Raw genomic sequence first — 18,354 nt, 5'->3', positions numbered from 1 at the left:
TCCGAGGCGGCGGGCCGGGCCGGCCCCTCCCGCGGGCGCTCAGGGTCGCGCGGACCGGGCCCGGCGCCGGGTGACCTCGTAGCCGAGGTTCGTGGCGCCCACGATGAGCACCCCGGCGACGAGCGAGTGCCACCAGGTCGGGTTGCGCATGTCGAACATCATGTAGAGCGCCACGGCGACGAGGAAGACGAGGCAGACGTAGTCGGTCGCGGGGGAGCCCGGCATCCGGAACGACGACGCCACCACCCGGCCCGCGGCGAGGGCGCGGCGGTAGCCGAGGTGGGACAGGAAGATCGAGATCCAGCCGAAGAGGATGAACACGGCGCAGGCGCTGAGGACGACCTCGAACGCGTGGCTCGCGCCCGCGACGTAGATGAGCCCGATCCCGATGAGGTAGACGCACCCGACGGTGAGCAACCCCCCGGCCGGGACGCCTCGGCGCGAGACCCACACCGTCGCCCTGGGCGCCTGACCGTGGGCGGCGAGGTTGCGCAGCAGTCGCACCGCGGCGTACAGCGTGGCGTTGACCCCCGAGATCGCCGCCGAGAGCACGACGAAGTTCATCACCCCGGCGAGGCCGGGCACGTGCAGCGAGGCGAGGGCCGTGACGAACGGGGACTCGGCGCCGGAGTACGCGTCGGTGGGCAACAGCATGGCGAGCACGGCGATGCTGCCGATGTAGAACAGCGCGATGCGGACGACGACGGAGTTGATCGCGGTCGGCATGGCCTTGGCGGGGTCCTTGGCCTCGCCCGCGGAGACGCCGACGATCTCGACGGCCGAGAACGAGAAGACGACCCCGGACAGGACGATGACGAGGGCGATCCCCCCGTGGGGGAGGAAGCCTCCGTTGCGCCACAGGTTGGCGACGCTCGCCTGGCCGCCGGCCCCGAACACGTCGGTGGCCACGACGATCCCGACTCCCGCGAGGAGGAACAGGATGATGGCCGTGACCTTGATGGCCGAGGCCCAGAACTCGATGTGCCCGAACACGCGCACGCTGAGCAGGTTGCAGCCGACGATCGTGAGGGCCGCGACGAGCGAGGGGATCCAGCCCGGCACCTGGGGCACCCAGTACTGGACGTACACGGCGAGCGCGGCGATCTCCGCGATCCCGGCCAGGGCGGCCAGGGCGACGTAGATCCACCCCGTCATGAAGGCCAGCCGGTCGGAGACGAACTCGCGGGCGTAGGAGACGAAGGCGCCCGTCGTCGGCCGGTAGAGGACGAGCTCGCCCAGGGCCCGCATGAGCAGATAGATCACGACGCTGACGACGAGGTAGCTGACGATGAGGCCGGGCCCCGCCGTCGCCAGCCGGGTCCCGATGCCGAGGAACAGGCCGACGCCGATCGCCCCTCCGATGGCGATCATCTGGATCTGCAGGTTGGACAGCGTCTGGTGGTAGCCCTCGTCGCCGGGATCCGTGTAGACCGGGAGCGGTCCGGTGGCCGGGTCGTCGGGGTCGAAGGGCCGCCGCGGATCGAGTGACACGACCGGTCTCCGTCCGTGCGGTGCCGCGGGCACGAACGTGTCACGCGGGATGGCGGTCACCCTAGCGGCGCGGACGGCGCCCAGACCGTGTGCGCGAGAAGGGATGTGGCCCGGCCCGACGAGGGGCGACCGATCTGTCCGCTCACCCGGGTCGCTGATCCCGCCGGGCCGCCGGCGCGCCCCGGCGGTAGGGTCCGGGCATCGTCCCGGCCCGAAGGAGCGCCCGATGACCTCCCCCCTGCGCAGCAGCACCGTCGCCGACGTCGTCCGCCGCAGTGCGCGCGCCTTCGGCGACCGGGTCGCCGTCCGGTTCTCGGACCGCGAGTGGACCTACCGCGAGCTGGACGAGGCGACGACCCGGGCGGCGGCGCACTTGCTCGGCCTGGGCCTGACCCGGGGCGATCGCGTGGCCGCGCTGGGGCACAACTCGGACGCCTACCTGCTCGGGTTCCTCGCGTGCGCCCGGGCGGGTCTCGTGCACGTGCCGCTGAACTACAACCTCATCGGGCCCGAGCTCGACTACCTGCTGGCCCAGTCGGGGGCGCGCGCCCTGCTGCTCGACCCGGGTCTGCGCGCCTCCCTGCGCGACGTCGAGTCGCCGGAGATCGTCGTGCCCCTGCGCGACGAGGCCGGCAGCCTGCTCGAGGCGGCGCGCTCCGGGGAGGTACCGGAGCTGACGGCGCAGGTCGACGACGCCGACCTCGTGCAACTCCTCTACACCTCCGGCACCACGTCCGCCCCCAAGGGCGCGATGATGACCCACCGGGCCCTCGTCCACGAGTACATCTCGTGCCTCGTGGCCCTCGACCTCGCGCCGGACGACGCGCCGCTGCACGTCATGCCCCTCTACCACTCGGCGCAGATGCACGTGTTCCTCCTGCCGGCGCTGGCCGTGGGCGCGACGAACACGATCCTCGAGAAGCCGGATCCGACCGAGATCCTCGAGCGCCTGGCCCGCGACGGGCACCGGTCGTTCTTCGCCGCGCCGACGCTGTGGGTGGCGATCGCGAACCACCCCGGCTTCGCCGACGCCGACCTGTCGGGGCTGCGCCGGGCCTACTACGGCGCGTCGATCATGCCGGGCCCGATCCTGGAGCGCCTGCGCGGGGCGTGCCCCGACCTCGGGTTCTACAACGCCTTCGGCCAGTCCGAGATCGCCCCGCTCGCGACGGTCCTGCGGCCGGAGGAGCACGCGGAACGGCCGGCGTCGGCGGGGCGCCCGGTGCTCTTCGTGGAGGTGCGGGTCGTCGACGCCGCCGGCGAGGACGTCGCCCCGGGGGAGCTCGGCGAGGTCTGGTACCGCAGTCCCCAGCTGTGCGAGGGCTACTGGGACAAGCCGGACGAGACGGCCGCGGCGTTCGAGGGCGGCTGGTTCCACTCCGGCGACCTCGTGACGATGGACGAGGAGGGCTACCTCACCGTCGTGGACCGGGTGAAGGACGTCATCAACACCGGCGGCGTGCTCGTCGCCTCCCGCGAGATCGAGGACGCGCTGTACACGCACGAGGCCGTCGCCGAGGTGGCGTGCATCGGGGTCCCGGACGAGACGTGGATCGAGGCGATCCGGGCGTGCGTCGTCCTGCGGTCGGGCGCGGAGGTCGGCCAGGACGAGCTGCGGGCGCACGCGCGCAGCCGCCTCGCCGGGTTCAAGGTGCCCAAGTCGATCGTGTTCGTCGATGAGTTGCCCCGCAACGCCTCGGGCAAGATCCTCAAGCGCGAGCTGCGGGACTGAGCTCAGCCGCGATCGGGGCGCCCGGCGCCCCGGGCCGGGAATGAACGCGGATCGGGCTCTGTTGTCGCCGTCGTAAGGCATGCCTTACACGTCGTGTCTCGGCGCTCGAGCCGAACGTCGACGCCGTCGTTCGCGGTTCGTCGCCCGGCCCTGCCCGGAGCGCCCGCCGGCGGAAGGGACCACATCGGGGTGGCCTCGCCAGTGCCCACAACGTGCGAGAGAAGGAACATGCGCCAGCTTCGCGTCGCCGTCATCGGCGCGGGTCCCGCGGGGATCTACGCCTCCGACATCCTCACGAAGGAGAACGAGAACGCCCGGGTCGACCTGTACGACCGCCTCCCCGCGCCGTACGGCCTGGTGCGCTACGGCGTCGCGCCCGACCACCCGCGCATCAAGGAGATCATCAAGGCGCTGCGCCGGGTGCTCTCCGGGGACCGCATCCGGTTCATCGGCAACGTCGACTACGGCACCGACCTCGACCTGGAGACCCTGCGCCGCCACTACGACGCGGTCATCTTCTCGACGGGCGCCTCGGCGGACAAGCCTCTGACGATCCCCGGGATCGAGCTGCCCGGCAGCCACGGCGCCGCCGACTTCGTGTCCTGGTACGACGGGCACCCCGACGTGCCGCGCGACTGGCCGCTGACGGCGAAGAGCGTCGCCGTGCTCGGCGCCGGCAACGTCGCCCTCGACGTCGCCCGGATGCTCGCCAAGCCCGCCGACGAGCAGCTGACCACCGAGATCCCCGACAACGTCTACCGGGGCCTGCTCGCCAACGAGGCCACCGACGTCCACGTCTTCGCCCGCCGCGGCCCGGCGCAGCTGAAGTTCACGCCGATGGAGTTCCGCGAGCTCGCGCACTCCCCGAACATCGACGTCCTCGTCGAGCCCGAGGGCTTCGAGATCGACGACGCCGGCCAGGCCGCGATCAACGCGAGCAAGTCGACCAAGCTCGTCGTCGACACCCTGCTGAAGTACCTCGACGCGGAGCCGACCGGCGCCCCGCACCGCATCCACCTGCACATGTGCCAGGCCCCGGTGGCCGTGCTCGGGCAGGACCGCGTCACCGGGCTGCGCACCGAGCGCACGGCGTTCAACGGCGACGGCACCGTCCACGGGACCGGCGAGACGTTCGACTGGGACGTCCAGGCCGTCTACCGCGCCGTCGGGTACCACTCGTCCCCGCTGCGGGGGCTGCCGTTCGACGACGTCGCGGGCGTCGTCCCGCACGAGGCCGGCCGCGTGCTCGACGAGCACGGTGCCGCGCTGCCCGGGACGTACGTCACCGGGTGGATCAAGCGCGGGCCCGTCGGTCTCATCGGCCACACGAAGTCGGACGCGTCCGAGACGATCCGCAGCCTCCTCGAGGACGCCGAGCGCCTCCCCGCCCCGGAGGTCGCCGACCCCGACGCGCTGCTCGAGCACCTGCTCTCCAGCGGCGTCGACGCGACGCTGTGGGAGGAGTGGGAGCGCCTCGACGCCCACGAGATCGCCCTCGGCGAGGCCGTGGGCCGGCAGCGGGTCAAGGTCGTGCCGCGCGAGGACATGGTCCACCACGGCCGCCTGCGCGAGCAGGTGCCGACCACCCAGCGCTGAGCGCCGGCCCTCACCGGTCCGCGCGAACGCCCCGGCCCACGCGGCCGGGGCGTTCGCGTGTCCTCAGGCGTAGGTGTGTCCTCAGCGCTTGACGTGGGCGTCGAGGAAGCGCACCAGCTGCTCCTGGAGCGCGGGGTCGGCGAAGAACTGCGGGTCGGCGTGCGGCTTGTCGATGAGCGTCAGTTCGTTCGCGACGCCGGCCCGGTCGAGGGCGGCCTTGAACCCCTCCGCCTGCGGGTAGGGCGCCGTGCAGTCCTCCTTGCCCGAGAAAAGGAGGACGGGCGGCGTCGCTGGGCCGACGTAGGTGACGGGGCTCGCGGTGGCCGCGACCTTCTCGCCCTCGGGGGAGTCGGGGTCGGCGCCGATGAGCCGGCCGTGCGACGACTCCGCCCCGGGCTTGCCGCCGCCGCAGACGTTCTTCTGGTCCTCGGTGCGCGTCCGCAGGTCGTACAGCCCGTAGAAGCCGACGAACGCCTTGACCGAGGCGTCGACCCCCGTCGTGCCGAGGGTGCCCTGCAGGTCGGCGCGGCCGGGCGTGAGCGCGGTCATCGCCGCGAGGTGGGCCCCGGCGGAGTCGCCCATGAGCGCGAACCGGCCGGCGTCGAGCCCGTACTCGCCCGCGTGGGCCCGCAGGTGGCGCACCGCGGCGGCCACGTCCTGCATCGGCTCGGGGAAGCGCGTGTTCGGGATGAGCCGGTAGTTCGGGGCGGCGACGGCGTAGCCGCGGTCCAGCAGCAGCTTCTTCGTCTGCGACATCTGGATGTCCTCGAGCCCGATGTCGCTCTTGTCGCCGCCCTTCCACCCGCCCCCGTGCACCCAGACGACGACGGGAAACGGCCCCGGGCCCCGGTCGGCCGGCACGAAGAGGTCGAGGCGGTGCTCGGTGGTGCCGTCGTCCACGTAGGCGACGTCGGTGCGCTCCGGCACGATCTGTGCGGGCGCCGCGGCCGGGTTCGACCGGCCCGCGGTGGAGGGGGCGGGCGCCGACGTCGTCCCGGCTCCCGTGCTCGCCGCCGCCGGGCCCGGGGCGGGCGGGGCGTCCGTCCCGCACCCGGCCAGGCCCCCGACCAGCGCCGCCGCGAGGACGACCGCCGGCAGCGCTCCTCGCGCCGGTCGTCCGGTCCGACGGCGGATCGGCCGTCGTGTCGTGATCATCGTCCCCATGGTTTCGTCCGACCTCGTCCCTGTCTCGACGGGGGCCGGCCCCCCGGGCCCCTCACCACCAGGCTACGGGCCGCGGTCGCACCACGCCCCCGCGTCGTAGGCTGCGCGGACACCGCGAGAGAGGACGCCATCGTGCGCATCGCCCCCGACGTCGCCGACTGCGTCGACTCGCCGATCGGACAGGCGTTGGAGCTGCTCGGCGGGCGTGACCGGTCGAGCGTGCTCGACGTCGCCCAGGCCGCGCCGCCGTACCCGCCGGCGCCCGAGGTGCTCGAGCACGTGGCGGCCGTGGTGCGCGCCGCGGACGGCGCCGGCTACACCCCCATCCCCGGTCTGACGCACCTGCGGGAGGCGTTCGCGGCCGAGCTCTCGCGCGACGCCGGCGGCTCGGGCGGCGCCGACGCGGTCCGGCCGGGGAACGTCCTGATCAGCGCGGGCTGCAACCAGGCGTTCGCGCTCGCGGTCGACACGCTGTGCACCGCCGGAGACGAGGTCGTCGTCCCGCTGCCCTACTACTTCAACCACGACATGTGGCTGCGCCAGCGCGGCGTCCGGCCCGTGTACCTCGAGGGCGGCCCCGACCTGCTGCCTCGGGTCGAGGACGCCCAGGCGCTGCTCACGGGGCGCACGCGCGCCATCCTCCTCGTCAGCCCCGGCAACCCCACGGGCGCCACCCTGCCGCCGGAGCGGATCGCCGCCTTCGCCGCCCTCGCCCGGCGAACCGGCATCGCCCTGATCCTCGACGAGACCTACCGCTCGTTCCGCGGCACGACCGCGCCGGCGCACGACCTGTACGACGACCCCGACTGGGGCGACACGCTGATCGGCCTGCACTCGTTCAGCAAGGACCTCGCGCTGTCCGGGTACCGGGTGGGCGCGGTGGTCGCCTCCCCGCGCGTGATCCGGGAGGTCACGAAGGTCATGGACTGCGTCGCGGTGTGCGCGCCCCGCATCGGGCAGGAGGCCGCGTGGGCGGGTCTGACCCGCGCCGGGGCCTGGCGCGCGGAGCGGGCGGCCGAGACGACGGCCCGGCGGGAGGGGTTCGCGGCGGCGATGACCGCCCGCCCGGGAGGCTTCGAGCTGCTCTCGACGGGCGCGTTCTTCGCATGGGTCGCCCACCCGTTCCCGGACTCCTCGACGCGGGAGGTCGCGCGCGTGCTCGTGGCCGACCACGACGTCCTCGTCCTGCCCGGCACCGCCTTCGGCCCGCGCGACCCCGGCGCGTTCCGCGTCAGCGTCGGCAACCTCGGCGCCACGGCCGCCGCCGGCCTCGCGGAGACGTTCGCGCGCCTGGGCGCCGGTTCCTGAAGCGACCCCGTCCGCGACCTGCACCGGCCCGCCCGGCCCCGCCCGCGAACGGGCCGGTGACACTCCCGCGTGGGGAGCATCACCGGCCCGTGGGCGCGGTGCCGGGTCAGGGCGTCGGCATGCCGCCGTTGACGTGCAGCGTCTCGCCGACGACGTAGCTCGACTCGGGGGAGGCGAGGAAGACGTAGGCGGGGGCCAGCTCGGTGGGCTGGCCGGCGCGGCCGAGCCCGGTGGACTGCCCGAACTCCGGCAGGTCCTCCGGCTTCTGGCCGCCGGAGGGCTGCAGCGGGGTCCAGATCGGGCCCGGGGCCACGGCGTTGACGCGGATGCCCTGCGGTGCGAGCTCCTCCGCGAGGCCCTTGGTGAAGTTGTTGATCGCGGCCTTCGTCGACGCGTAGTCGAGGAGCTTCGGCGCCGGCTGGTAGGCCTGGATCGACGTCGTGTTGATGATCGTCGCGCCCGCCTTCAGGTGCGGCAGCGCGGCCCGCGTCAGGCGGAACATCGCGAGGATGTTGACGTCGTAGGTCGCCTCGAGCTGCTCGTCGGTGATCGACGCGAGCCCGTCGGTGGCGACCTGCTTGCCGCCGTTGTTGACGAGGATGTCGAGCCCGCCGAGGGCCTTGACCGTCCGCTCGACGAGGTCGGCCGTGAACGCCTTGTCGCGCAGGTCGCCGGGGATCGTCTCGACGGTGCGGCCCTCGGCGCGGATGATCTCGGCCACGTGGGCGGCGTCCTTCTCCTCCTGCGGCAGGTAGGTGATGACGACGTCGGCGCCCTCGCGGGCGAAGGCGATGGCGGTGGCGGCACCGATGCCGGAGTCGCCGCCGGTGACGAGCGCCTTCCGGCCCGTCAGCCGGCCGGTGCCGCGGTAGGAGTGCTCGCCGAGGTCGGCCTTCGGGGTCATCTCCACGTCGAGCCCGGTGCCGGGCAGCGCCTCAGCGGGCGGGGAGATCTTCGGGTAACGGGTGACCGGGTCCTGCAGCTCGAGCTGGTCGGTCGTCGTGCGGTCGGCGTCCTGCGACATGGGGTCTCCTCCATCGGATGGGGCCGGGACGCGACAGTGGTCGAACGCCCCTGCGGCCGAGGCGTATCCGCCGTCGACCGCGCAAGTGACTCGTCCTGTTGCTACCCGCGGGGCGGGGGCCGTCACACGTGGGGCCTTGCGCACGCGTGCCGCCCCGATCGTCTCGCCGACCGGAATGTGGACGGGGTGTGGACGGGGGCGCCGGGCGGACGGGGCGCGATCACGTCGCAAGGGGTGCCGTGGCGCCCCGCGAGGCGCGGAGTTTGACCTGCGCGAGCGCCCGGACCCACCATCGCGTTCGTGCCCTCCTCTCCGTCGCCCCGTCGCCCCCACGTGCTGTTGATCCTCGTCGACGACATGGGTTTCGGCGCCTCGTCCCCGTACGGCGGCCCGTGCCGGATGCCGGTCGCCGACCGCCTGGCCGACGAGGGCTTGCGGTTCACGCGCTTCCACGTGACGTCGCTGTGCTCGCCGACGCGCGCGGCCCTGCTCTCCGGCCGCAACCACCACTCGGTCGGCATGGGGGTCACGACGGAGATGACCTCCGACCGGCCGGGGTACACGGGGCGCCGCCCGCCCTCGGCCGCGACCCTGGCCCAGGTGCTCTCCGGCGCCGGCTACGCGACGGCCGCGTTCGGCAAGTGGCACCAGACGCCGCCCGCCGACCTGGGGCCGTACGGGCCGTACACGTACTGGCCGCGCGGCGAGGGGTTCGACCGGTTCTACGGGTTCATGGGCGCCGAGATGAACCACTGGTACCCGCAGCTCTACGACGACGTCACCCCCGTCGAACCCGCACGCACCCCGGCTGAGGGCTACCACCTCACCGAGGACCTCGTCGACCACGCCGACGCGTGGATCCGCGAGCAGGTGGGCGCCGGCGAGGCCCCCTTCTTCGCCTACGTCGCGTTCGGCGCGACCCACGCGCCGTTCCACGTCGCACCGGAATGGATCGAGCGCTACCGCGGCGAGTTCGACCGCGGCTGGGACGACGTGCGGGCCACGACCCTGGCGCGGCAGAAGGAGCTCGGGGTCGTCCCGCCCGAGACGGTGCTGTCGCCGTGGCCGGAGGAGGTGCCGCGCTGGGACGACCTCGACGCCGACGCCCGGGCCGTCGCCGCGCGATTCATGGAGACCTACGCGGGGTTCGCCGAGCACACCGACGCGCAGGTGGGGCGCCTGATCGGCACCCTCGACGAGCTCGGGGTCGCCGAGGACACCCTCGTCCTCTACCTGCTGGGCGACAACGGCGCGTCGGGGGAGGGCGGCCTGGAGGGCACGGTCCGCGAGCACCTCGTGGGTCACGGGGGCGCCGACGACGTCGCGGAGATGGCCGCCCGCCTCGACGAGATCGGGTCCCCCTCGACGTACGGGCTCTACCCGGCCGGCTGGGCGCTCGCGATGAACACGCCGTACCAGTGGACCAAGCAGATCGCGTCCCACCACGGCGGCAATCGCGACGGCGCGATCGTGCGCTGGCCGGCCGGCGTCACCGACGGCGGGTCCGTGCGCCACCAGTGGCACCACGTCATCGACGTCATGCCGACGATCCTCGAGGCCGCCGGCGTCGCCCCGCCCGCCGAGCACGACGGCGTGCCGCAGCAGCCGGTCGAGGGCACGTCGATGGCGTACGCCTTCGCCGACCCCGACGCGCCCGACACCCGGACGACGCAGTACTTCGAGATGGTCGGCAACCGCGGCGTGTACGCCGACGGCTGGACCGCGGTCACCCGCCACGGCATCCCCTGGAAGATGGCGGAGGAGCCCCGCCCCTTCGACGACGACGTGTGGGAGCTCTACGACACGACCACCGACTGGAGCCAAGCGCGCGACCTGGCGGCGCAGGAGCCGGAACGGCTCGCCGCCCTGCAGCAGGTGTTCGCCGCCGAGGCCGCGCGGCACCAGGTGTTCCCGCTCGACGACCGGGTGACCGAGCGCGAGAACCCCGACCTCGCGCCGCGCCCCGACCCGCGCACCGGGGTCACCGAGTTCGCCTACGGACCGGGCGACGGCCGTCTCACCGAGGAGATCGCGCCCAACGTCAAGAACCGGTCGCACCGGATCGAGGCCCGGGTCGGGCTGGCGGGCCCGGACGGGGCCGACCTGCTCGTCGGACCCTGCCTCGCCCCGGCCGCCGGCCCCTACGGTGCCGTGAACGCGCCGGTGTCCGGAGCGAAGGTCGCGGAGTCTGACGGGGCGGAGTCTGACGGGGCCGACCCGGGCCCGCCGACGAGCGACTCCGGCGTCCTCGTCGCGCAGGGCGGCGCCTTCGGCGGGTGGTCGCTCTACCTCCACGACGGGCGACTCTGCTACGTCTACAACCTCTTCGGCCGCGACCTGACGATCGTCCGGTCGGCGGAGCCCGTGTGCGCCGGGGAGCGCACCCTCGCGCTCCGTTTCGACTACGACGGCGGCGAGCCCGGCGGCGGCGCCGACCTCGCGCTCGAGGTCGACGGCGCCGTCGTCGGGCGGGGCCGCATCGAGGTGAGCACGCCGTTCTACTTCTCCTTCGACGAGACCTTCAACGTCGGCGTCGACCGCGGGACGTCCGTCAGCCCCGACTACGTGCCGCTGCGCAACGCGTTCACCGGCCGCCTCGACCAGGTGCGCGTCCTGCTCGCCGACGATGCCGTCGAGCTCACCGACGCCCAGGAGCTCCAGCGGAAGCTGGCCCACGAGTGAGCTGCTGCGCCCCCGGCCGCGGCCCGCGCCCCGACGCCCGGCCCCCGCTCGGCCCGCCCGGTCACGCCGGTCAGGTCGGTGACCGCGACCGACCCGTCGCGACCCCGACCGCTCCGGTGGCGCGCGCGGCCGCCGACGCCCCCGCGCCCGCCTGGGCGCCGATCCCCGCCGGCGCCTTCGCCATGGGCTCGGACGACCCGTGGGCCGACCCCGCCGACGGGGAGGGCCCGGTCCGCACGGTCGACGTGGCGGCGTTCGACGTCGCGACGACGACGGTGACCAACGCCGACTTCGCCGCCTTCACAGCGGCGACCGGGCACGTGAGCACCGCACAGCGGGAGGGGTGGTCGTTCGTCGTCGAGGCGTTCCTGCCGCCCGGCCGGGAGTGGGAGCGGGTGGCGGGCGCGCCGTGGTGGTGCCGCGTGCCGGGCGCGACGTGGGCGACGCCACGCGGGCCGGGTTCCGACGTCGAGGACCTCGCCGACCACCCCGTCGTCCACGTGTCGTGGGACGACGCGGTCGCGTACGCGGCGTGGGCCGGCGCCCGGTTGCCGAGCGAGGCGGAGTGGGAGAAGGCCGCGCGCGGGGGCCTGGAGCGGGCCCGCTTCCCGTGGGGCGACGAGCTCACCCCGGGTGGGGAGCACCGGATGAACGTCTGGCAGGGCTCGTTTCCCGACCGGGACACCGCCGACGACGGCTGGAGCGGGACGTGCCCCGCGGCGTCGTACCCGCCCAACGGGTTCGGGCTGTACTGCGCGACCGGCAACGTCTGGGAGTGGTGCGCCGACGCCGTCTATCCCGGTGCCCCCGCCACGACCGACTCGACCGGCTCTGCCGGCGGAGCCCGGGGCCCCCGCGCCCGCGTGTCCAAGGGCGGCTCGTACCTGTGCCACGCCTCCTACTGCCGCCGCTACCGCTGCGCCGCCCGGCAGTGGCTGACGCCGGACTCGACCGCCGGTCACCTGGGGTTCCGGCTCGCCCGGTGACCTCCGGAGCCGGGCGAGCGCGCCGGGTAGGACAGCTTCACCTTCAATGACAGGAGCCCTGACCTGCGGTTACGGTCGTGGCGGAGGTGGGATGTCATGGCCGGGACGACGGTGACGCACGACAGGTGGGAACCCCACGCCGGGGCGATCTCGGCGCGGCTCAACGCCCTGCGGGCGGCGGTGCTGGGGGCGAACGACGGCATCGTGTCGATGGCGGGGATCGTCGTCGGGGTCGCCGGTGCCACGACGGAGCATCAGCCCGTCGTCATCGCCGGGGTGGCGGGGCTCGTGGCCGGGGCCGTGTCGATGTCGCTCGGGGAGTACGTGTCGGTGAGCAGCCAACGCGACGGGGAGCGCCACCTCGTCGCGAAGGAGGCCGACGAGCTCGCGCGCTGGCCGCGGGAGGAGCTCGCCGAGCTGGCGGCGCTGTACGAGGCCAAGGGCCTCTCGCCGCAGACGGCGGCGACGGTGGCCGCCGAGCTGACCGAACGGGACGCGTTGCGCGCGCACCTCGACGCCGAACTCGGCCTCGACCCCGACGAGGTGGTCAGTCCCGTCGTCGCCGCGGTCTCGTCGGCGGCGTCGTTCCTCCTCGGCGGGCTGCTTCCCGTGCTGGCGATCCTCCTCGCGCCGACGGCGTGGCGCGTGCCGGTGACCTCCGCCGTCGTCCTGCTCGCGCTCGCGCTCACGGGCTGGCTCGGGGCGCGCGTCGGCGGCGGCTCGGGCGCTCGGGCGGCGCTGCGGGTCACCATCGGCGGCGCCGCGGGCCTCGCCCTCACCTACGGCATCGGGTGCGCGCTCGGGACGACGATCGGGTAGCGCGCTCCGTCACCGGCGCCGGGATCTCCGACTTGGGCCGGGGTTGGCCTGGTTTTCCTACTCAGGCCCCGGAGCTAAGGTGCACCGGGGTCGGGGGCGCCTCGACATCGACGCTCTTGCGCCTGCCCCGGAGATGCGTACAACGGGCCCCTCTGGTGTTTGACGCTGTCCCGTCACGGGACTAGAGTTTCGTAATTGCTCCCCACCGTCCGGCCTCGGCTGGATTGGTGGGGCTTTTCGTTCTACGGGAGCCCATCATGCTGCGGACCACGTTCGTCCTGGACTACCAGAACGTCCACCTCACCGCTCGAGACGTCTTCTGTCCGTCCCAGGATGCCCACCACGCTCTGATCCATCCCATACGGTTCGCCCAAGCCGCCCTGAGGGCGCGCAACGCGGGGCAGCGCCCCGGGTTCGAGCCCGCGACCCTCGGACGGGTCCTCACCTATCGGGGGCTTTCGCACGTCGACCACGATTCAGAGCAAAACGCCCGCTGCCAGGCGCAGGCTCAGGAGTGGCAGCGAGCAGGTGCGCACGTCGTTCTCCGCGATCTCAAGTACGACCTGCAGCGCGACACGTCCGGCTCCCCCGTGCGTACCGTGAACGGCAAGACGATCCCGATAGGGCGCGGGCGAGAGAAGGGCATCGACGTACTGTGCGCGCTGGCCTGCGTACGGGAGGCGCGCGCCGACGATGTGGAGCTCGTCGTCCTGGCCTCGCGGGACAGTGATCTCGTCCCGGTGCTCGACGAGGTGTTCGACATGCGAGGGAGCGACCCGTCGGTAGCCAAGATCGAGACCGTCACGTGGCACCTGCGCGTTCCCGGGGGGCGACCTCGCGGAGGCGGTAGCCTTCGGCCCGGCGCTCCCCGTCGCATCTGGAACACGAACCTCGACCGAACGGTCTTTACTGCGTCGCGTGACCTCAAGGCATACACGTAGCGGCGGCGGGTTGGGGTCGGTGTCGAGACGGACCTGGCGCGGCTACATTGGCCAACGGGCCCGTCTACACGCTGAGCGCGATCCGGTCAGGCTGCTGGGTGCCGGCCCTACCGGCCGGCGGCGGCCTTGGCGCGGCGCAGCGTCGGCCCGACGACCGACCCGAGGGCGATGAGCACGACGAGGACGCCGACGAGGGCGAGGTTCGGGGTCACCCACGTGCCGGCGGCCCCGTAGATCGCGCCGACGACCACGGGGCCGGCGGCGGCGAGCACGTAGCCCGTGCCCTGGGCGATCGCCGAGAGGGCGGGGACGTCGGCGGAGCGGGGCTGGTCGGCGATGAACGTCAGGGCCGTCGAGAACGCGCCGCCCTGCGCGACGCCGCAGACGAGCGCCCCCACCACGGCCGGGGCGGGCCCGAGCTGGAGGCAGAGCACCCCGACGATCTGCGCCCCGAACACGCCGGCGATCCACGCCGGCGCGTGCCCGGACGTCGCGTGGTGCGGGGCGAGGAACGCGCCGGGCAGGCCGAGGAGGCTGAGCAGTCCGAGGACCACACCCGCGACCGACGCCGACCATCCCTGGGCCATGAGCTGGTCGGGCAGCCACGTGGCGATGCTGTAGAACACGAGCGACTGCAGGCCCATGAAGGCCGTGATGAGCCAGGTCAGGGGCGCGCGGGCGACCGTGGCGAACCCGCTCGGCGGGGTGAGCGTGCCGGTCTGCCGGGGCGGTGCGCGGTGCACGAGCACCGCCCACCAGGCGAGCACGGCGGCGGCGGGCACCGCCCAGACGAGCAGGGCCGGCGCCCAGCCCCAGCCGAGGTCGACCTCCAGGGGCGCCGTGAGCGCCGACCCGGCGGCGCCGCTGAGTTGCAGCACCGCGGTGTACAGGCCCATGAGGAGCGCGACCTGGGCGGGGAACCGGTAGCGGATGAACGAGGGGACGAGCACGTTGCCCACCGCGATGCCGACGCCGACAAGGACGGTGCCGACGAAGAAGAGGGCGGCGCCGCCCGTGCTGCGCACGGCGATGCCGAGGGTCATGGGCACGAGCAGCGCCAGCATCGTGCGTTCGAGGCCCAGCCGACGGACGACGAACGGCGCCGTGAACGCGAAGATCCCGAAGCACATGAGCGGCAGCGACGTCGTCGCGCCCGCGAGCGCCGGGCCCAGGTGGAGGTCCGCCCGCAGCGACGGCAGGGCGGGGGGCACGCTCGTGATCGGCGCGCGGAGCAGGGCGGCCACCGCGAGCACCGCCACCGCCGTCCACGGCAGCGCTCGGCGGGTGCGCGATCTCGTCCGTGCCACCCCGCCACCCTAGGACCGGCGTCGCCGACGCGAACCGGCCGGCCCGCCGTGCGCGTCCGCCCGCGGTGACGGTGGGTGAGCGCCCGGTGCCGCGACACTCCGGTCGAGCCCGCCGCCACGACGTCCGCCGTCGTCCTGCCGTCGCGCCCGCCGCGGTACAGCCCGCCCCGTCGCGCTGCTGTCGCGTCCACCGCGGTACAGCCCGCCCCGTCGCGCTGCTGTCGCGTCCACCGCGGTACAGCCCGCCCCGTCGCGCTGCTGTCGCGTCCACCGCGGTACAGCCCGCCCCGTCGCGCTGCCGTCGCGTCCACCGCGGTACAGCCCGCCCCGTCGCGCTGCTGTCGCGTCCACGGCGGTACAGCCCGCCCCGTCGCGCTGCCGTCGCGCCCGCGGCAGCGGCGCCCGCCCTGCCGCCGACTCCGCCGCGGCGACGCCCGCCCCGCCCCGCCCCGCCGTGGCGCCCGCGGCGGCGCGACACTGGTGCGGTGACGTACCACGAGTCCTGGGTGGAGAAGCAGATCCGCGAGGCGATGGAGCGCGGGGAGTTCGACGGTCTCCCCGGCACCGGCAAGCCGCTCGACCTGGGTGACCCCGACGACCCCGACTGGTGGGCCAAGCGCAAGATGGCGCGCGAGGGCCTCGACACGGCCGACGCCCTGCCGCCCGTGCTCGCCCTGCGGCGGGAGGCGGCGACCTACCCGGAGGCGCTGCTGGACCTCGGCAGCGAGGACGGGGTGCGCGCGGTCATCCGGGACTACAACGCCCGCGTCGTCGCCGAGCGGCTGCGCCCGGTGGTCGGGCGGGCGATGCCCGCCGTCGCCCCGCGTCTCGACGTCGAGGAGACGGTCGCCCGCTGGCGCGAACTGCGCGCGGCGCGCGCCGCGGAGCTCGCCGCCGCGGCGCCGCCCGCGGACCCTCCGGCCCCGCCCCGCCCCTGGTGGTCGCGCTGGTGGTCGGCCCTGCGCCGCCCCCGCGAGGACGGCGCGGCCTGATCCCGTCGTGGTGCGGGCACTCGCCCGGCCGCGGCGCGTGTGATGCGTCCCCCGGCCGCGAGCCGCCTCCGGCGGTTGCGCTGGGGCCGGATGCCGCTCGTCCCGGGGGCGACCGACGGTCGAAGAACCATCTCGGCCGGGTCGATCCGCCGGCCCGTTCCGACGTGACCCGCTGACCTGCACGTTCGTGAATCAGCGTCCCTGAGATGGCGATCGACCCGGCCGAAATGGTTCGTCGGTCTGCGGGCCCGCCCTCTGCGCGGTCGACTCGACCTGTCCGACCCGACCCGCCCGGGACGGTCCCGAGGGTCGGCGCACACCATGTGGGCCGGGCGGCGAGGTCGGCGCCGCGGGTCGACGGGGGAGCGGCGGTCTCCGACCGGCTCACCGTCGGAAACCCTCTGAGCTGCGCCGGTGTCGGTTCACGTGCGGGGAGCGTCGGCGACCCGGCCGAGGTCGTGGGTCCGTGGGCGTGCCCCGCTCGCTGGTGCGACCGGCCCGACCCGTCCGGCCCGAGCTGCGGGCCGGGAGGGCCCGTCGCGGCGGCCGTGTCGGTGCCGTGGGCCAGGATTGGCCCGTGACGGACGACGCGACCCCCGACCCGAACGACCGCCGGCCCCCCGGGACGGGCGAGCCGCGGCAGGCCGTCGTCCTCGTGCACGGGGTCGGCAACCAGGAGCCGATGCGGTCGCTGCGCTCCTTCACCCACGGCATCGGCCTGCGCCGGTTGTTCAGCTCCCCCGACCGGGTCAGCGGCCTCGACGAGCTGCGCCGCCTCTCCGAGCCGCCCGCCGCCGGACGGCGCGCGTACACCGACTTCTACGAGCTGTACTGGGCGCACCTCGCGCCGAACTCCGACGTGCGGACGTCGCTGTCGTGGACCGTGCGCCTGCTCGCGCGGCGCGACTGGTGGACCGCCCCCGCCCCCGTTGCGCGGCTCGTCGTCGCCGTCCAGGTGCTCGCCGTCACCGCCGTCGCGCTGCTCGTCTGGGGATGCCTCGCCGCCGTGCTCGACTCGGGCCCTGCGGGCCTGCTCGGCGTCTTCGAGCGGTGGCAGGTGTGGATCGGGCTGCTCACGGGGGCGCTGCACCTGTTCTTCGGCTACTTCCTGCGGAGCGTGCTCTCCGACGCCGTCCGCTACCTCACCCCGCGGCCCGCGAACATCGAGTCGCGCCAGCGCATCCGCGACGAGGGCCTGACCCTCCTGCGGCGGCTGCACGCCGACGACCGGTACGTGCGGGTCGTCCTCGTCGGGCACTCGCTCGGCTCGGTCATCGCCTACGACCTGCTGCGGTGCCTGTGGGACGAGATGCGCCACCCCGACCCCGCCGTCTCCGGGGACCAGGGCCACATCGACGTCTTCGACGCCGCCGCCGACGCCATCGACCCCTCGGGTCAGCCGCCGGCGCGGCGCGCGTTCCTGCGGCCCGGGACCCGGTCGTCGGGCGGGTCCGGTTCGCGCCCCGGGTCGGGTCCCGCCTCCGCCGCCCCGGTGCCGCCGCCCGCTCCCGAGCCGACCCTCACCGTGCCCGCGGAGGTCGCTCGCTTCCAGACCGCGCAGTTCGCGCTGTGGCAGGCCGCCCGCCGCGACGGGGTACCGTGGCTCGTCTCGGACTTCGTCTCGATCGGCTCGCCGTTGACGTTCGCGGCGTCGTTGCTCGACGAGCCCGACGAGCTCTTCGGAGGCCGCCGCGGCCTCACCCTCGCCGACCAGCAGGCGCTCAAGGAGTTCCCCCGCTGCCCGCCCCTGCGCGACGAACTGGAGGACTCGCGCTTCTACACACGCCGCTACCGTCGCGGCGGCGGCGGCGGCGGCAGCAGCGGCGGGTCCGGCGGGTCCGGCGACGGGTCGGTGGAACTCCGCGTCGGGCACACCGCCGCGCCCTTCGGCCCGACGCGGTGGACCAACCTCTACATCCCGGCCAGGTCGGTGCTGCGCGGCGACTTCGTGGCCGGCCCGGTCGCCGCGCACATGGGCCCCGGCGTCGCCGACCTGGGCGTGCGCGTCCCGGGTCGGGGTGGCTGGGCGAGCTGGCGGCGCCATTTCCCGCTCGCCCACCTCAGCTACTGGTGGACGCCGCGGACCGCCGATCCCGTCCCCGCCGGTGTGCCCTCCGCCGCGGCCGGCGGGTGGGATGACCCCGCCCTGCCCGAGACGACGCCCCGCGTCGAGCCGCCCGCCGGGTCCGGGGCGTTGCCGAGGAACGTCGACGCGCTGCGGGCGGCCCTGCGGCTCGACGACATCCGCGATGCCCCGCCCCGCCCTCCTGCGTGAGAGCCTGCACGGACGGGCCGACGTCCTGCGGGGGCGG

At 74.4% G+C, this 18,354-nt stretch carries 13 protein-coding genes; 9 read left to right on the top strand and 4 right to left on the bottom strand.

Annotation, left to right across the window (positions count from 1 at the left end):
• Window positions 1-39 precede the first annotated feature (39 nt).
• Window positions 40-1,491, bottom strand: coding sequence for an amino acid permease (locus tag ICW24_RS02470; RefSeq protein WP_226344116.1), 1,452 nt, complete (start codon window positions 1,489-1,491; stop codon window positions 40-42).
• A 226-nt stretch (window positions 1,492-1,717) separates the two neighbouring features.
• On the opposite strand from ICW24_RS02470, the gene ICW24_RS02465 reads away from it, so the two are divergent.
• Window positions 1,718-3,223, top strand: a complete 1,506-nt coding sequence (locus ICW24_RS02465) for a fatty acyl-CoA synthetase (RefSeq protein ID WP_226344115.1) — start codon at window positions 1,718-1,720, stop codon at window positions 3,221-3,223.
• A 228-nt stretch (window positions 3,224-3,451) separates the two neighbouring features.
• The gene (locus tag ICW24_RS02460; RefSeq protein ID WP_226344114.1) at window positions 3,452-4,819 is read left to right on the top strand and encodes an FAD-dependent oxidoreductase; all 1,368 of its coding nucleotides are present in this window, start codon (window positions 3,452-3,454) and stop codon (window positions 4,817-4,819) included.
• Between the two features lie 81 nt (window positions 4,820-4,900).
• Here the strand turns inward: ICW24_RS02460 and ICW24_RS02455 are convergent, their stop codons facing one another.
• Window positions 4,901-5,974: an alpha/beta hydrolase gene (locus tag ICW24_RS02455; RefSeq protein ID WP_226344113.1), complete on the bottom strand. Its 1,074-nt coding sequence runs from the start codon at window positions 5,972-5,974 to the stop codon at window positions 4,901-4,903.
• A gap of 141 nt (window positions 5,975-6,115) precedes the next feature.
• Between ICW24_RS02455 and ICW24_RS02450 the strand changes: the two genes are divergently transcribed.
• The gene (locus ICW24_RS02450) at window positions 6,116-7,291 is read left to right on the top strand and encodes an aminotransferase (protein WP_226344112.1); all 1,176 of its coding nucleotides are present in this window, start codon (window positions 6,116-6,118) and stop codon (window positions 7,289-7,291) included.
• A 106-nt stretch (window positions 7,292-7,397) separates the two neighbouring features.
• On the opposite strand, the gene ICW24_RS02445 is transcribed toward ICW24_RS02450, so the two are convergent.
• Complete coding sequence (locus tag ICW24_RS02445) at window positions 7,398-8,315, bottom strand: SDR family oxidoreductase (protein WP_226344111.1); 918 nt, start codon at window positions 8,313-8,315, stop codon at window positions 7,398-7,400.
• Between the two features lie 300 nt (window positions 8,316-8,615).
• On the opposite strand from ICW24_RS02445, the gene ICW24_RS02440 reads away from it, so the two are divergent.
• The 4 genes from ICW24_RS02440 to ICW24_RS02425 all read left to right on the top strand — a co-directional run bounded on the left by ICW24_RS02440 (window position 8,616) and on the right by ICW24_RS02425 (window position 13,743).
• Window positions 8,616-10,997, top strand: coding sequence for an arylsulfatase (locus ICW24_RS02440; RefSeq protein WP_226344110.1), 2,382 nt, complete (start codon window positions 8,616-8,618; stop codon window positions 10,995-10,997).
• The gene (locus ICW24_RS02435) at window positions 10,994-11,983 is read left to right on the top strand and encodes an SUMF1/EgtB/PvdO family nonheme iron enzyme (RefSeq protein WP_226344109.1); all 990 of its coding nucleotides are present in this window, start codon (window positions 10,994-10,996) and stop codon (window positions 11,981-11,983) included. The genes ICW24_RS02440 and ICW24_RS02435 overlap by 4 nt, the downstream gene beginning before the upstream one ends.
• Window positions 11,984-12,079: 96 nt before the next feature.
• On the top strand, window positions 12,080-12,802 hold the full coding sequence (locus ICW24_RS02430) for a VIT1/CCC1 transporter family protein (protein WP_226344108.1): 723 nt from the start codon (window positions 12,080-12,082) through the stop codon (window positions 12,800-12,802).
• A 257-nt stretch (window positions 12,803-13,059) separates the two neighbouring features.
• Window positions 13,060-13,743 (top strand): PIN domain-containing protein, encoded by a 684-nt coding sequence (locus ICW24_RS02425; RefSeq protein ID WP_226344107.1) that lies wholly within the window; start codon window positions 13,060-13,062, stop codon window positions 13,741-13,743.
• Between the two features lie 107 nt (window positions 13,744-13,850).
• Here the strand turns inward: ICW24_RS02425 and ICW24_RS02420 are convergent, their stop codons facing one another.
• Entirely contained in the window at window positions 13,851-15,050 is a 1,200-nt protein-coding gene (locus ICW24_RS02420) for an MFS transporter (RefSeq protein WP_226344106.1), read from the bottom strand.
• Window positions 15,051-15,535: 485 nt separating this feature from the next.
• Between ICW24_RS02420 and ICW24_RS02415 the strand changes: the two genes are divergently transcribed.
• Both ICW24_RS02415 and ICW24_RS02410 read left to right on the top strand, forming a co-directional pair.
• Complete coding sequence (locus tag ICW24_RS02415) at window positions 15,536-16,042, top strand: DnaJ family domain-containing protein (protein ID WP_226344105.1); 507 nt, start codon at window positions 15,536-15,538, stop codon at window positions 16,040-16,042.
• A gap of 577 nt (window positions 16,043-16,619) precedes the next feature.
• Complete coding sequence (locus ICW24_RS02410) at window positions 16,620-18,317, top strand: hypothetical protein (protein ID WP_226344104.1); 1,698 nt, start codon at window positions 16,620-16,622, stop codon at window positions 18,315-18,317.
• The last annotated feature ends 37 nt before the right edge of the window (window positions 18,318-18,354 follow it).

The sequence above is a fragment of the Agilicoccus flavus genome, from assembly GCF_014857905.1.
Taxonomy (GTDB): domain Bacteria; phylum Actinomycetota; class Actinomycetes; order Actinomycetales; family Dermatophilaceae; genus Agilicoccus; species Agilicoccus flavus.
Note: the sequence above shows the minus strand (reverse complement) of the source record. Positions and strands in the feature narration are given on the sequence as shown.